Source organism: Flavonifractor sp. An100 (assembly GCF_002161175.1).
In the GTDB taxonomy this organism is placed as follows: Bacteria; Bacillota; Clostridia; order Oscillospirales; family Oscillospiraceae; genus Lawsonibacter.
This window is the reverse complement of record NZ_NFMA01000028.1, coordinates 22759-36529: the sequence shown is the minus strand read 5'-3', so window position 1 is coordinate 36529 and position 13771 is coordinate 22759. Positions and strand designations below refer to the sequence as shown.

General features: G+C 57.6%; 14 protein-coding genes. 12 read left to right on the top strand and 2 right to left on the bottom strand.

Annotated elements, in window-relative coordinates:
* Positions 1-55 precede the first annotated feature (55 nt).
* From B5E43_RS15360 to B5E43_RS13220, 12 genes are all read left to right on the top strand, one after another.
* A complete protein-coding gene (locus B5E43_RS15360; protein WP_206407003.1) occupies positions 56-847 on the top strand; it encodes a class B sortase in 792 nt (263 codons plus the stop codon).
* A 623-nt stretch (positions 848-1470) separates the two neighbouring features.
* Positions 1471-1680, top strand: coding sequence for a helix-turn-helix domain-containing protein (locus tag B5E43_RS13270; protein ID WP_087397481.1), 210 nt, complete (start codon positions 1471-1473; stop codon positions 1678-1680).
* Entirely contained in the window at positions 1677-2084 is a 408-nt protein-coding gene (locus tag B5E43_RS13265; protein WP_087397478.1) for a helix-turn-helix domain-containing protein, read from the top strand. Before B5E43_RS13270 ends, B5E43_RS13265 begins: the two co-directional genes overlap by 4 nt.
* 349 nt (positions 2085-2433) lie before the next feature.
* Positions 2434-2844, top strand: a complete 411-nt coding sequence (locus tag B5E43_RS13260; protein ID WP_087397476.1) for a hypothetical protein — start codon at positions 2434-2436, stop codon at positions 2842-2844.
* Entirely contained in the window at positions 2841-4631 is a 1791-nt protein-coding gene (mobP3, locus tag B5E43_RS13255) for a MobP3 family relaxase (RefSeq protein ID WP_087397474.1), read from the top strand. The genes B5E43_RS13260 and mobP3 overlap by 4 nt, the downstream gene beginning before the upstream one ends.
* 140 nt (positions 4632-4771) lie before the next feature.
* Entirely contained in the window at positions 4772-5086 is a 315-nt protein-coding gene (locus B5E43_RS13250) for a hypothetical protein (RefSeq protein ID WP_087397472.1), read from the top strand.
* Positions 5083-5286, top strand: a complete 204-nt coding sequence (locus B5E43_RS13245; protein ID WP_087397470.1) for a hypothetical protein — start codon at positions 5083-5085, stop codon at positions 5284-5286. Before B5E43_RS13250 ends, B5E43_RS13245 begins: the two co-directional genes overlap by 4 nt.
* Before the next feature lie 53 nt (positions 5287-5339).
* A complete protein-coding gene (locus tag B5E43_RS13240; RefSeq protein ID WP_087397468.1) occupies positions 5340-6542 on the top strand; it encodes a site-specific integrase in 1203 nt (400 codons plus the stop codon).
* A complete protein-coding gene (locus B5E43_RS13235) occupies positions 6506-8128 on the top strand; it encodes a site-specific integrase (protein WP_087397466.1) in 1623 nt (540 codons plus the stop codon). Before B5E43_RS13240 ends, B5E43_RS13235 begins: the two co-directional genes overlap by 37 nt.
* 28 nt (positions 8129-8156) lie before the next feature.
* A complete protein-coding gene (locus B5E43_RS13230; RefSeq protein ID WP_087397464.1) occupies positions 8157-9155 on the top strand; it encodes an O-acetyl-ADP-ribose deacetylase in 999 nt (332 codons plus the stop codon).
* Between the two features lie 19 nt (positions 9156-9174).
* Complete coding sequence (locus B5E43_RS13225; RefSeq protein WP_087397462.1) at positions 9175-9663, top strand: prolyl-tRNA synthetase associated domain-containing protein; 489 nt, start codon at positions 9175-9177, stop codon at positions 9661-9663.
* A 90-nt stretch (positions 9664-9753) separates the two neighbouring features.
* Positions 9754-10413 (top strand): vWA domain-containing protein, encoded by a 660-nt coding sequence (locus B5E43_RS13220; RefSeq protein ID WP_087397460.1) that lies wholly within the window; start codon positions 9754-9756, stop codon positions 10411-10413.
* 69 nt (positions 10414-10482) lie between these two features.
* On the opposite strand, the gene B5E43_RS13215 is transcribed toward B5E43_RS13220, so the two are convergent.
* Both B5E43_RS13215 and B5E43_RS13210 read right to left on the bottom strand, forming a co-directional pair.
* Positions 10483-11043 (bottom strand): flavin reductase family protein, encoded by a 561-nt coding sequence (locus B5E43_RS13215; protein WP_087397458.1) that lies wholly within the window; start codon positions 11041-11043, stop codon positions 10483-10485.
* A gap of 64 nt (positions 11044-11107) precedes the next feature.
* Positions 11108-13762, bottom strand: coding sequence for an ABC transporter permease (locus B5E43_RS13210; RefSeq protein ID WP_087397456.1), 2655 nt, complete (start codon positions 13760-13762; stop codon positions 11108-11110).
* Positions 13763-13771: the final 9 nt, after the last annotated feature.

The following is a 13771-nucleotide window of genomic DNA, read 5'->3' as shown; positions in this document are numbered from 1 at the left end:
CCCCCCCCCCCCCCCCCCCCCCCCCCCCCGCTTCCTATTGGGAGAGTAGCTCTGTATGAAGCATAAGAAACTGTATCTGGCGCTGGCTGCCGCCTTTTCCGCCCTGTTCCTGTTCTCCGCCGGCATGGCCCTCTCCTCCGTGCTGGAAAGCCGGGCCCAGGAGGCCGCCTTTGCCCGCCTGGCCGAGCAGGCGGCTCAGGCGGCGGCGCAAGCGGCCCAGGCCGCGCCGCCGTCCGCCTCAGAAGTGCCGGAGGAGGAGCCGTTGCCCTCCCGGCTGGAGGGCTACGCGGCCCTCCACGGGGAGAACCCGGACCTCTTCGGCTGGGTGAAAATCGAGGGGACCAAACTGGACTACCCGGTCATGTTCACCCCGGAGGACCCGGAGTATTATCTGCGCCGGGCCTTTGACGGCTCCTACTCCGTGGCCGGGGTCCCCTTCCTGGACGGGGATTGCCAGGAGGACGGGAACCACTATCTGGTCTACGGACACCACATGAAGAACGGGACCATGTTCGGCTCCCTGCCCGGCTACGCCAATGAGGACTACTGGGCGGAGCATCCGGCCATCCAGTTCGACACCCTGGACGAGGAGGGCGGCTATGAGGTGCTGGCCGCGTTCTACTCCGAGATCTACCCGGTGGATGCGGAGGGGGTGTTCCGGTATTACGAGTACGCCGACCTGAGCGACCCGGAGCGGTTCACGGAGTATGTGGAGCAGGCCAAGGCGGCCGCTCTCTATGACACCGGGATTGCCGCCCAGTACGGCGACCGGCTCCTCACCCTGTCCACCTGCAGCTACCATACAGACAACGGCCGCTTCGTGGTGGTGGCGAGAAAGGCGGCGTGACGAACAGGACACAATCCCTGACCGGAGAACACGGCCTCAAGTTTTGCGGGACAATTAAACAAATAAAACCCTCGCCTGTGTCTGCCAGCTTCCTGCCGCCGCTCTCATCAGCCGAGACAAATCTCCGGGATGCACATGGGAATGATACCAAAGCGATTCAACTGATACGGATTTTGAATAAATTTTTCTGTCAGCCCTTGACATCGAACAATCGTTCTGTTAAGATGATCCTACAAAGTTCATACGGCAACCATGCTGCACCGAGCCACGGGTCCTGAGACACTGTCTCTGAGTCACCAAATTGCCGGGCGCATGAGAAGAACACAAAATCTGCCGTTTCCGGCGGACCGCTGTGTTGTTCTCGTGCGCCCGATTTTTGTTTTCCTGGGGTAAGTGATAGGGATGGTATGTGATGATGAAATTGCAGCACACAGTCAATAAAATCAGCCTGTCTGCAGATTTCAATTTGTATAAAACCCCAACTTTCATTTTGGAGTTTTGTAAATCATTCGTTTCGTCGCCTAATACTGTGGGAGGGCTTTTCCTACACAGTAGAGCGATTCTCAAACGCTGTCCCCAGTGACCAAATAATAAGAAGAAAATTTGGACAGGAGGTTATCATCATGAAAGAATCCAGTTTCAAAAGCTATGATGACCTGCCGCTTTTTCTCAATGCGGCAACGGTCGCCAAGGTCCTTGGCGTGTCACCATCCAGCGGATACGAACTGATGCACGAACCGGGCTTCCCGGTGCTGCGCATCGGTAACCGGATGGTGGTGCCCAAGGAACCGTTCATCCGATGGGTGAGCGAACACGCGGGAGGTGGAGCATGAAATACAGCAGTCACGGAAATTTTTTCTCTCTGCCCAATGAGATCTTTCTCCTGGGCCTGAGCCACGGCGAACTGGCGGTGTACTGTTACCTGCGCCGCTGCGAGAATCAGAAGACCCATCAATGCTGGCCCAGCATCCAAACCATCGGAGGTGCAGTAGGTATGAGTGAGAACACAGTGCGCAAGTACATCCGGCAACTGGAGGAGCGGGGGCTCATCCTCACCGAGCCGACTGAGGTGGTGACCAAATCCCACGGCAAGCGGAACGGAAATCTGCGGTTCACCCTCCGGCCAGTCCAGGAGGTCGTGGAGGATTTCTACAGCCGACAGTTGAAGGATCTGGAGCTGTCCACTGAGTGGCAGCGGATCGCTAAACTCCTGCAGGAGCGGGAATCCCCCGCGTGACCGCCTGTGAGCCGTTGTGTGCCCCGCTTGCGGGAGGGGTAGGGCCCCCTGTCCCTCCCTGGCGGCTACGGGCCGCTTTGGGCCGCTATTCGCAGATTTGTGAAAGGAGCCCCCGGCCCTTCTGATGGCTCTGCGGAGGACGAAAGAAAGAGCAGGAGAAAGCCCTGGCGCTTTTGTGCGCCCGGGCAGTCACATCCGCCCGCAGTGCGGGCGGTTTCGGGGATTTGGAGTTGGCGCTGTTTCGGCCAGTAGGCTTTGAGATTGGCGCTGTTCTTGTGAAAAGCCACCTGAATCCCCACCGTTGCGGGATTTCAGGCGGCGTTGATGAGAAAAGGAGGCGATTTTGGAGATGAAAGAGGTAAAGAAGAAACACTCGGTGTGGCTGAGCGAATCGGCCTGGGCCGATGTGGAACATCACTACCAGGCGGACAACTGCTCCACCAAAAATGAGTACATCGAAAAGGCGATCCAGTTCTATTCCGGCTACCTGGACACGGAACACGCGGAGGAATATCTGCCTCGTATCCTCTCGGATGTGCTGGAGGGCAAGCTGGGTGCTTTCGGAAAACGCATGGGGCATCTGCTCTTCAAACAGGCAGTGGACCAGGATGTGATGGCGAATCTGCTTGCCAGCGATATCAATGTCGGCCTGGATACACTGCAAAAACTTCGGGTGCGCTGCGTGAAAAATGTGAAAGAGACCAACGGGGAAATTGATTTCCAGGATGCGTTCCGGTTTCAGAAGAGGATTGAAGAATGAAGGGTCTCATTCAAAAGTCCGGCTACATTAAGCCGGGAAGCGGCGGCAGACACTACGCCGAGTACATCGCCACCCGAGATGGCGTGGAACTGATGGAACCCACGGCAGGCGGTGGTTACCTGGAGTACATGGCCGAGCGTCCCCGCTCTCACGGTCTGTTCTCTGCAGACGGTGCTGCTGATCTGGAGCAAACCATGGAGGAGATCAACGCACACGCCGGTCCGGTATGGACCTTCATCTACTCCCTGAAGCGGGAGGATGCCGCACGGCTGGGCTACGAAAACAGTGAGAGCTGGCGCAGATTGCTGCTGGCCCATCAGACAGAACTGGCGGCGGCGATGAAAATTCCACCCAGCAGCTTTCGGTGGTGCGCCGCCTTCCACGATGAGAAGCACCACCCGCATATCCACGTGATGGCATGGTCCAATGATCCAAAGCAGGGCTACCTGACCGAGCGCGGCGTTGAGCAGATGCGCTCTCAACTCTCCAATGACATTTTTCAGGACGAGCTGCTGTCCCTGTATCAGCAGAAGGATATCTCCTATCAAGAGGTGCGGGACGCGGCAATGGAAGCCATGGGCCGTCTCATCCGGGAGATGAAGTCCGGACTCTGCGACAGTCCTATCATCGCCAGTCAGATGGAAACGCTGGCCGGGATGCTGACGGAGGTCAAAGGTAAAAAGATGTACGGCTATCTCAAAAAGCCAGTAAAGGCGCAGGTGGATGCCATCGTGGACGAACTGGCCAGGCTCCCGGAGGTGGCGGAGTGCTATGAACAATGGAACCGGCTGCGGGATGAGCTGGAGCAGTACTACAAGGACACGCCAAGAGGACACAAACCATTGTCACAGCAATCCGAGTTCAAGGCCATCAAGAACATGGTCATCCGGGAGGCGGAGGAACTGCGCCTGGGTACCTTCACCTTCGAAGATGCGGCCATGAAAGACGAAGTGGATGAGGACCAGGAGGAGGTGTACTACGCCTGGTCCTCCCACTGGCAGATGGCGGAAGCCTACCAGACTGCCAAGGAGATCCTGTCAGAATATGAAAACACAGAAGCAGAAAAGGCGGAGCAGGTGCGGATGCTGGAGCGGCTCTGGAATGCCGGCTTCACCGTGGCAGCACATCAGTTAGGAAAATGCTGGCGGGATGGTATGGGGGTGCTGCCGGATGACGAACAGGCGGAGCTGTGGTTTTGCCGGGCCGCCGAAGCCGGTCATGACTTCTCACAGTACGCCCTTGGTAAACTGCTGCAAAGTCAAAAGCGAATGGAGGAAGCGGTGTCCTGGTATGAGAAAGCGGCGGCGCAGGGCAATCCCTATGCCGCCTACCGGCTGGGGAAACTGTATCTGGAGGGAAAGGATGTCCCGAAAAATGCGGCCAGGGTGGTGGAGTATCTGACCGATGCCGCCCAGGAGGGGAATCAGTATGCGCAGTACACCCTGGGCAAGCTGTACCTCATTGGAGAGGATGTGGCTCGGGATCGAAAGCAGGCGTACAGCTGGTTCTGGGAATCCGCGTCCCAGGGAAACGAGTATGCCCAGTTCTTTCTGGATCACATCAATGACAACCACAGTCCCAATGTGCTCCTGTCTGCTACTAAACTGCTCCACCACATGGGCCGGATCTTTCAGGACAACTCCATTCCGCCCTGCCCGCCGGGCAGTCAGAGATCGGACCGTAAACTGCTCCAGAAGATCCGTCAGAAGAAGATCGCCATGGGCCACAAGCCTGACGATCATGAGGAGGAGCAGAACATGGGCGGCATGACCATGGGCGGGATGTAGGCGTATTAAAATCTGACATGCCAAAACAAAGATAAAAACCTCTCCACACCCAGAAATCTTTCTGAAAAAGTTTCAAATAAGGGGTGGATATTGGGAAACAGTTCGGGTATTGTGTGTTGCTGATAAGGAGGCGACGCGCAATGAACGACTACATGAGAGCCCTGCACCAGCGGTTCTTCCGGGAACCGGATGTGTCAGAACTGGAAGAGGACATCGAGAATACCCGCCAGGAGGTCCGGGACTTCTTGGATAAGATGCAGCGCCGCAGGCTCATGCATCTGGTGGACAGTCAGAATCTATTGAAAGAAGAGATCTCCCTGGCCAGCTTCACCGCCGGGTTCAAACTGGCCTGGGGGCTGAGTAAGGAATTGGAGGCGGATGGTCTGTACTCCTTCGACGAGGAGGAGACGGAGCGTGTCTGCCGCAGAATGGAACAGGAGGAGGGATCAAGATGACAAATCGACTTCCCATTCAGCGGTGCCAGTACTGTGGGTGCGAGGACATCGGCCTTGGCTGGCAGCACGGCGAAGCGCTGGTCACATTCAGGAAACACGGAATGCTGGGCAACCGACTGCGGTATCTGATCTGCCGCCGCTGCGGTGCAGTGCTCTACCAGTATGTGGCGGAGCCTTACAAGTATCCTCCTGTGAAATAGGCTACGCAGTAACCACACAACAAATGAAACGGAACGATTGGAGGTGAAACAACATGGCAAAGAGACGACCATCCGGGGACGGCATGGTACGCAAGCGGGAGGATGGACGGTGGGAAGGCCGCATCGTAGTGGGCCACAAGGAAAACGGCGAACCCATCTTCCGATATGTGCTGGCCAAAACCCAGAAAGAACTGTTGGCCAAGCTCCACCGTGATATGGATATCTATCAGGATGCGCAGCTCACTGAGGATAGCCGCATGACTCTGGGCGAGTGGCTGGACCGCTGGATAGAGGAGTACGGTGCCGTCACCCTGCGGCCTAACACTCTACGCAGCTATGAGCAGTACATCCGGTGCTATGTGAAACCCTACTTGGGCGGCAAGATCGTCTCCCGAGTTACACGGCTGGACATCCAAAAGCTGTACCGGAAGCTGAAGAAAGAGGGGCGTGTCCACGACCACCCGGAGTACGGGCACGAACTGTCGGACAGCATGGTGCTCCGCATCCACGCCATGCTCCACCGCTGCCTCAAGGATGCGGAACGGGATCACATCGTTCCCTATAACCCAACGGACGGTGTCAAACTGCCTAAGAGCAACTACAAACCCAAGCAGGTTCTCGATCGAGATCAGATGGATGCCTTCCTGGCGGCAGTGGACAAGAACGAAATCTGGCGGGACTTCTTCTACACAGAACTGACCACTGGCCTGCGCCGGGGTGAGATCTGCGGTCTCATGTGGAGGGACTTCGACGAGAACGCTGGTACGCTGAAAATCCTCCGCTCGGTGAATGTACCTAAGCGGGGTGAAATGGAGATCGGCGAGACCAAGACTGAGAGGGGCAGACGCACCATCCGTCTGCCCCCCAGTACTGTCCAGCGATTAAAGGAGAGGAAAAAGCACGCCATCAGTCAGTGGATCTTCCCGGAACCACTGGCTCCGGAGAAACCGGTGCGTCCCAGTGCCGCTTACTACTGGATGAAGGTACTGCTGAAAGAGGCGGGACTGCCTCACATCAGGTTCCATGATTTACGCCACACCTTCGCCACCCACGCCCTGGCCAGTGGTGTGGATGCCAAGACTCTCTCCGGCATCCTTGGACACACCAACGCATCGTTCACGCTGGATACCTACACTCATGTGACGCCGGATATGCAGAGAGCCGCCAGTGATGTGGTGGGTGGCTTCCTGGAAGATTTGTTGGGAAAGGAGTTGAATCCATGGCCAGAAAACGAAAAAGCGGAACCGGCACCATAAGGCAGCGCAAGGACGGCCGCTGGGAAGGCCGGGCCGTGGTGGGCTATGACGACAAGGGCCTTCCCAAAACGAAAAATGTGCTGGCCAAGACCAAGCATGAGTGTCAGGAAAAACTGACCAAGCTGATGGAGACAGTGGGCTGCACTAAGTCCGAGAAGATCTGTGCTGATATGCCCTTCGGGGAGTGGATGGACTTCTGGTATCAAACTTACATCAAGTCCGGTCTCCGCTCCGCCACGCAGAACACTTATGAGAACACCATCTATCAGCATATCATCCCGCAGCTGGGCAAGATTCCGCTGTGTCAGTTAACCCAGAAGGACCTCCAGCAATTCTACGCTCACCTGAAAAAGGAGGGGCGACTTGTCCGCACAGAACAATATGGAAAGGGCCTGTCCGACCGCATGGTGCGGATGTGTCACGCCAAATGTCGGGCAGCGCTGGATCAGGCGGTGCAGGAAAACCTGATCCGAACCAATCCCGCGGTAGGCTGCAAGCTTCCGCCCAAGCGTAGCCGGGAGATGCAGGTGCTGTCCCGCCAGGAACTCCAGCGATTTCTTATTCAGGCCAAGGCGGACGGATACTTTGAGCTGTTCCTGCTGGACTTATCCACTGGCCTTCGCCGGGGCGAACTGCTGGCCCTCCAATGGTCCGACCTGGATCTGGATACCGGAACGCTGTCCGTAACCAAACAGGTCTATGAGGTAAATGGAAAGATGCAGCTGAGTGTCCCCAAGACAAAAGCCTCTATCCGCAAATTGGTGCTGCCACCTGCCGTGGTGGAGGTGTTCCGGGAATACCGAAAGGCGGCGAGCTCCCGCTGGCTGTTCCCCTCTCCTATCAAGGAAGACGAACCGATTAAACCCAGCTCCGTGCTCCGGCGGCTCCAGGTCATTCTGGAACGGGCCGGGTGTAAGAAAATCAGATTTCATGATCTGCGCCATACTTTCGCCACCATGGCACTGGAAAACGGCATGGACATCAAGACACTCTCCTCCATGCTGGGCCATGTGTCGGCGGCTACAACGCTGGACATTTATACGCACATCACTGGCGATATGCTCAGCGAAGCCGCCGCCAAAATCGATCGGGGCCTGGGCAATGAGGTGACGGAGGACTCTTCTGAGACAAATCCGCTCACTGACTTCCGACCGGTCATGCGGCGCACCCGCAAGCCGGGAACCGGCTGCATCACAGAACTCAATGACCACCTCTTCGAGGGACGCTACTCACCCACCTGGCCGGACGGTACCAAGCATTCCAAATGCGTTTACGCCCATACCCGTGAAGAGTGTGAGGAGAAGCTGAAGGTACTCATCCAGCAGCTGAACGCCGAGCGGAAGGCCATCCTGGATCGGCTGCGAGGAATTCCATCGCCTGAGAAACTCACCAAGAAGCAGCGGCAGATCTGGGAGTACATGAGGCTCTGCCCCGATGAGACCAATTACAGCACCATCGCTAAGGGCGCAAAGGTGACCCGTCACACGGTGGCTAAGCACTATGAGATGATCCAAAAGATGCTGGGCATCCAGGAAACCGCTCCCCATCCTCTGCTCGATTGCCATACCGTCCCGCTTATGGTATGATGACCCTATCAAGTGAGGAGGTGTCGTCATGCCCCTGCATATCGTTCGAAATGATATTACTACCATGAAGGTGGACGCCGTCGTCAACGCTGCCAATGAGAGCTTGCTGGGCGGCGGAGGGGTGGACGGCGCCATCCACCGTGCCGCCGGGCCGGAGTTGCTGGCCGAGTGCCGCACCCTGGGAGGCTGCAAAACGGGACAGGCTAAGATCACGAAGGGCTACTGCTTACCGGCAAAGTTTGTCATTCACACCGTCGGTCCCATCTGGCAGGGCGGCAGCCACAGGGAACGGGAACTGTTGGTCTCTGCCTACCGCTCCTCTCTGGAAGTGGCTCTGTCCTATCAGTGTGAAACCGTGGCGTTCCCCCTGATCTCCTCCGGGGTGTATGGCTACCCTAAGGATCAGGCCCTGAAGGTGGCGGTGGATACCATCGGAGACTTCCTTCTGGCCCACGACATGACGGTGTATCTGGTCATCTTCGACCGAGTCGCCTATACCATTGGCGGAAAGCTCTTTGCCGACATTGCTGCCTACATCGACGACCGCTATGTGGATACCCACACCGACAGCCGGGAGACTCAACGCCGCCGGATGGCTATGGCCTCCATGCCCATGGAGGAAGAAGAATGGATGCCTGCCCCTTGCACCTCGGCTCCCTTCGGACTGGACGAGGCTCTCAGCAAACTGGACGAAAGCTTTTCTCAGATGCTGTTGCGAAAGATCGACGAATGTGGCATGACCGACGCCCAGTGTTATAAAAAGGCCAACATCGACCGCAAGTTGTTCTCCAAGATCCGTTCGGATGTCCACTATAAGCCCTCCAAGCCCACTGCCATGGCCTTCGCCATTGCTCTGGAACTGCCGCTGGAGGAGGCCCGGGAGATGCTGGAAAAGGCAGGTTTTGCCTTCTCTCACGCCAACAAGTTCGACATCATCGTGGAGTATTTTATTGCCCACCAAAACTACAACATTTTTGAGATCAACGAGGCTCTCTTCGCCTTTGACCAGAGCCTACTGGGTGGGTAATGGCGAGGAGAATTGGAATATGAACAAGAAGGAGATTTACGCGCTCCTCAGTACCAGAAACATTTGGTATGAGGTGACGGAGCACAAAGCTGTTTACAACATGGCAGAGGTAGCGGAGATCCGCTTGCCCTACCCGGAGGCCGATGCCAAAAACCTCTTCATTCGGGACGACAAAAAGCGCAATTACTATCTCATCACGGTCAAAGGAGACAAGCGGGTTGACCTAAAGGCTTTCCGGCAACAGAACGGCACCCGGCCACTGACCTTTGCCTCGGATCTGGATCTGATGGATATTCTGGGGCTAATCCCCGGCGCGGTGACGCCTCTTGGTCTGCTCAATGACCGGGAACACAAAGTAACCTTCTGGCTTGATAAATCATTTCTGGAGGGCTCCGGCCTGATTGGTGTACACCCCAATGACAATGCCGCCACCGTATGGCTCAAAACCCAGGAGCTGCTCCGGCTCCTGGAGGAGAACGGCACGCAGATCACCCTGTTTGAGGCATAACAATTTGTCGCCCGCCGGGCGACCTGTCCAAATCAAAATTCCCCTATACTGTGCTTGTAAATCAAAAAACACAGCATAGGGGGATTTTTTATGAAGAAGAATTTGACGGAACTGGTGTTCATTCTGGACCGAAGCGGCTCCATGCAGGGGCTGGAGGGCGACACCATTGGCGGCTTCAACGCCATGATCGAAAAGCAGAAGAAGGAGCCTGGCGAGGCCTTTGTCTCCACTGTTCTCTTCGACGACCAGACCGAGGTGCTCCATGACCGGGTGAAGGTGAGCGATGTCCAGCCTATCACGGGAAAAGAGTACTATGTCCGGGGCTGCACCGCCCTGCTGGACGCCATCGGCGGGGCCATCCACCACATTGGGAACATCCACAAGTACGCCAGGCCTGAGGATGTGCCGGAGCACACTCTTTTCGTTATTACCACCGATGGCATGGAGAATGCCAGCCGCCGCTACTCCGCCCGGCGGGTGAAGGAGATGATCCAGCGTCAGAAGGAAAAGTACGGCTGGGAGTTTCTCTTCCTGGGGGCCAACATCGACGCAGTGGAGACGGCAGGCCACCTGGGAATCGCCCCAGACCGGGCGGTGAACTACCACTGCGACAGCGAGGGTACCCGCCTCAACTACGAGGTGGTTGGCCAGGCTGTGGCCGCTGTCCGGTGCAGTGCGCCCCTGGACGCACACTGGAAGGACGCCATCGAGGAGGATTTCCGCAAGCGGCAGAAGACGGGGCGGCAGTGATCCGCAGGCAGAAAAAATGAGGGAAGGAGGCCACGCCTCCTTCCCTTATTCCTGTCTCAGATCAGCAGATCATTTCAGCTTGGCGCCGTCGAGGAATGCGTTGCCCACCTTCTCGCCCAGCACACGGTATGCGTTGTGGATAGGGTCAAAGGTAATGGGCCGCAGCTTGCCGGGGGCGATCTTCCCATCCTCATCCAGCACGGACTCATCGGCGCTCACATTGACGATCTGGCCCACCAGACGGCAGCTCTCCGGGTCATAGCTCACCAGACGGCACTCCACCGCCATGGGAAGCTCGGCGATGAGGGGCGCGTCCACAAATTCCGATTTGATGGTGTGCCAACCGGCCTTCGCCACCTTGTCCGCCACCTGGTTGCCGGACTCAATACCCACATAGTCGCAGGCAACCATCTGCTCCGCCGTGGCCATGCTCACGGTGAAGGCCTTGCGGGCCAAAATGTTGGCGGTGGTTTTATGGCCTTCGCTGATGCACATGCTCAGCTCCTTGTCCTCGCTGATGCCGCCCCAGGCGGCGTTCATGGCGTTGGGGGTGCCGTTCTCATTGTAGGTGGCCAGGATAAAGACCGGCTGGGGATAGGTCCAGGGCTTAGCCCCAAAATTCTTGCGCATAGCAATCCCTCCTTAGGTTTGTGATTTTCATTATATCACAAAGGTTTGGATTTGGCGCAGTCTCTTACTCCTGCCGCAGGCGCTCCACCACGGAATAGCGCTGGGCGGCCCGGCAACTGAGCACCGGGATGAGTATGCCCAAAGCCCCGAACAGAGGCAGCACCACGGCGATGGGCCAGATGGTGAAACGGTAGGTGAAAAACCAAATGAACCCGTTGAGACCGGGGCCCACGAAGGGGGCCGTGACCACCACCAGAATGAGCGCCAGCAGCGCCGCGCCCACGGTATAAAGTAGTCCCTCCAGGGCCAGCATGGTCTGCAGCTGCCGCCCCGTCATGCCAATGGACTGGAGCACGGCCAGTTCCCGGCGGCGGGCAGTGATGCCGGTGAGAATGGCGTTGAAGAAGTTCAGTACCCCTACCAGACCCACGATGAAACTGAGGGCGCCCCCCAGCAGGAGGAACATGCTCCGGGTGCTCTCAAACTCCCCGACATAGGTAGCCTTGCTCTCATAGTCAAACTGAGGGTTCTCATTCTCCGTGTAGTCCTTGAGAAAGGCTTCCATGGCGGAGTTGGCCTCCTCCGTGGTGTCGAAGGCGTAGTACATGACGGAGTCGGTTCCTGTATCCCGGATAAAAGTCTCCGCCCCCATGACAAACTCGTCGACGCCGTAGTAGCGGTAGCTCAGAGCGGACGGCACCGTCACCAGAGCGGCCACGGTGTAGTCTACGTCCCGGTACTTCACTGCCCGTTCGGCGTAAGCGGCACCTTCAGGCACATTCTCCCAAGGGCCGAACACTTCACCGGTAACGGGATCGTAGTACTCAAACTCCTCCACATACCGAATGGTCACCGTATCCCCCAGCCGGGCCCAGTGGCTGCTCATCTCCGCATTGCCGTAATCATCGGTGCTGTACACAGCGGCAACAAAATTGCCGTTGGGGTCGTTGAGCTTTGCCAGGTCCCCATCCAGCACCGTCAGATGGCTGAGCGCGAAGGGCTCCATGCCGTAGAGCTGTACCCGATCCGCCAAAAGGCCGTCCTCAGTGCGATCTTTGAAGGCTATCATGCTGTCCAGCTGTTCTTGGGTGTTCCAGCGTCCCCACATAGAGCGATAGTATTCCTCAGTGACGAACTCCAGCGCCGGACCGGTCTTGCCGTACACGCGGCCGCTCCCGGTGATGCCGCCCTGAGCATCTACGGCAGCGATGACTTCCTCCGGCACTCCCATCTCGTCGTTGAAGCTGTCCCCGCCCGTCTGGAACTGGCCCGCGTCGGCCAGGATAAAGTCGCTGGCGGTGAAGTTGGACACATATTTGTCCATGTCAAAACCACCTGTAAAGGTCACCGTTGCAGTCAGCAGCACCACGGCCAGGGTCAATGACAGCACCGTGAGGAAGGTCTTGCCCCGGCTGCGGCCAAGATTGGCCCAGGCCATGGAGAAAAGGGAGACCCCTTTGCCCGTTCGCCTGGACTTCTGTTTCAGCGCCCTGCCCTCGGTATAGCGCACCGCCTCCACCGGGGAGACCTTTCCTGCCAGGCGGCCGGGGCGGCGGCAGGAGATGAGCACCGTTACCAAGGCAAAGATGGCCGAGCCCACAAAGAGAAGGGGGCTGACAGAGACCACGGTAGTCACGCCATTGAGCTGAGCAGTAATGACCGGGGTGAGCACGTCGCCCAGCAGCCAGCCCAACAGCAGCCCCACAGGGATGCCAATGAGCGAGAGCAGCAGTGCCTGGGTGCGGATGATCCGCCGGAGCTGCCGGGGCGTGGTGCCGATGGTTTTCAGCAGGCCGTAGAAGCGGATATCCCCCGCCACAGAGATTTGAAACACATTGTAGATGATGAGATACCCGGTGAGCAGAATGAGGGCCAGTACGCCCACGATGATGGCCACCACGGTGGGGTCCAGCTTGTCTGAAAGCTGCGCCCCGGTGTAGCCCCAGTTGACGCCGATGGAAATATAGGTTTCTCCCGGAGTGTCCGACTGGTAGCCGTGGTTAACCAGGATTTCATCCAGGTCGGAGGAAATAGAGCGGGCGCCGTTTTTCAGCATCACATCCAGATTCCAGCTGCCGGTCATGCCGTCGCTGCCCGGCGGGATTACGCCCACTTCTGCCAGGATAGCGTCCGCCCGGCTTTCGGGGATCAGGATGTGGTTGGCTACAACGGCCTCATCGTACTCCCACCAGCCGCTTAAGGTAAAGGTCTGGGTGGTCTCATGACCATCCACCTCAAAGGTGACGGTAAATTGGGCACCGATTTCCGGTTCTACCCCCAGCAGTTCCAGCACATGGGTGTCGGTGGCCGCCTCGTCAGTGCCCTCTTGGGGAAGGTTCCCCTCCACCGGGTCGCAGTAGCTCCAGTGAGCCTGGTTGGCGTCGGAGTAACCGATCTCCACATGGGATTTGTTGAAGGGAACCTCTGTGGGCATACCTAAAAATCGGCGCAGGCCCCACTGGTCAATGAGAGGGTCGTCCTTCAATTCCTCAAACTGTTCCTCGGTGAGGTATTTGAAGGTGCCGTGGGACCATCCTCCAGCCTGGCGAAAGTTGTTTTGCTGGATTCCTTCGTTGATGGAGAGGGCGATGGTAAAGAGAGAGGTGAAGAGCACTGCCGTCAGGGCGATGGCCAGCACCGCCACCAGATTGCGGGTACGGTTTGCAAGGAGGCTTTTCAGACTCAGACGGCGGATGCAGCCGCGGTTGGAGACATTCATGCCCTTCGC

Bases quoted from the DNA above. Each gene is read 5' to 3' on its own strand.
- B5E43_RS13220 (WP_087397460.1), top strand. From the start codon at position 9,754: ATGAAGAAGAATTTGACGGAACTGGTGTTCATTCTGGACCGAAGCGGC.
- mobP3 (WP_087397474.1), top strand. From the start codon at position 2,841: ATGAAGGGTCTCATTCAAAAGTCCGGCTACATTAAGCCGGGAAGCGGC.
- B5E43_RS13225 (WP_087397462.1), top strand. From the start codon at position 9,175: ATGAACAAGAAGGAGATTTACGCGCTCCTCAGTACCAGAAACATTTGG.
- B5E43_RS13250 (WP_087397472.1), top strand. From the start codon at position 4,772: ATGAACGACTACATGAGAGCCCTGCACCAGCGGTTCTTCCGGGAACCG.
- B5E43_RS13245 (WP_087397470.1), top strand. From the start codon at position 5,083: ATGACAAATCGACTTCCCATTCAGCGGTGCCAGTACTGTGGGTGCGAG.
- B5E43_RS13235 (WP_087397466.1), top strand. From the start codon at position 6,506: ATGGCCAGAAAACGAAAAAGCGGAACCGGCACCATAAGGCAGCGCAAG.
- B5E43_RS13230 (WP_087397464.1), top strand. From the start codon at position 8,157: ATGCCCCTGCATATCGTTCGAAATGATATTACTACCATGAAGGTGGAC.
- B5E43_RS13265 (WP_087397478.1), top strand. From the start codon at position 1,677: ATGAAATACAGCAGTCACGGAAATTTTTTCTCTCTGCCCAATGAGATC.
- B5E43_RS13210 (WP_087397456.1), bottom strand. From the start codon at position 13,762: ATGAATGTCTCCAACCGCGGCTGCATCCGCCGTCTGAGTCTGAAAAGC.
- B5E43_RS15360 (WP_206407003.1), top strand. From the start codon at position 56: ATGAAGCATAAGAAACTGTATCTGGCGCTGGCTGCCGCCTTTTCCGCC.
- B5E43_RS13240 (WP_087397468.1), top strand. From the start codon at position 5,340: ATGGCAAAGAGACGACCATCCGGGGACGGCATGGTACGCAAGCGGGAG.
- B5E43_RS13260 (WP_087397476.1), top strand. From the start codon at position 2,434: ATGAAAGAGGTAAAGAAGAAACACTCGGTGTGGCTGAGCGAATCGGCC.
- B5E43_RS13270 (WP_087397481.1), top strand. From the start codon at position 1,471: ATGAAAGAATCCAGTTTCAAAAGCTATGATGACCTGCCGCTTTTTCTC.
- B5E43_RS13215 (WP_087397458.1), bottom strand. From the start codon at position 11,043: ATGCGCAAGAATTTTGGGGCTAAGCCCTGGACCTATCCCCAGCCGGTC.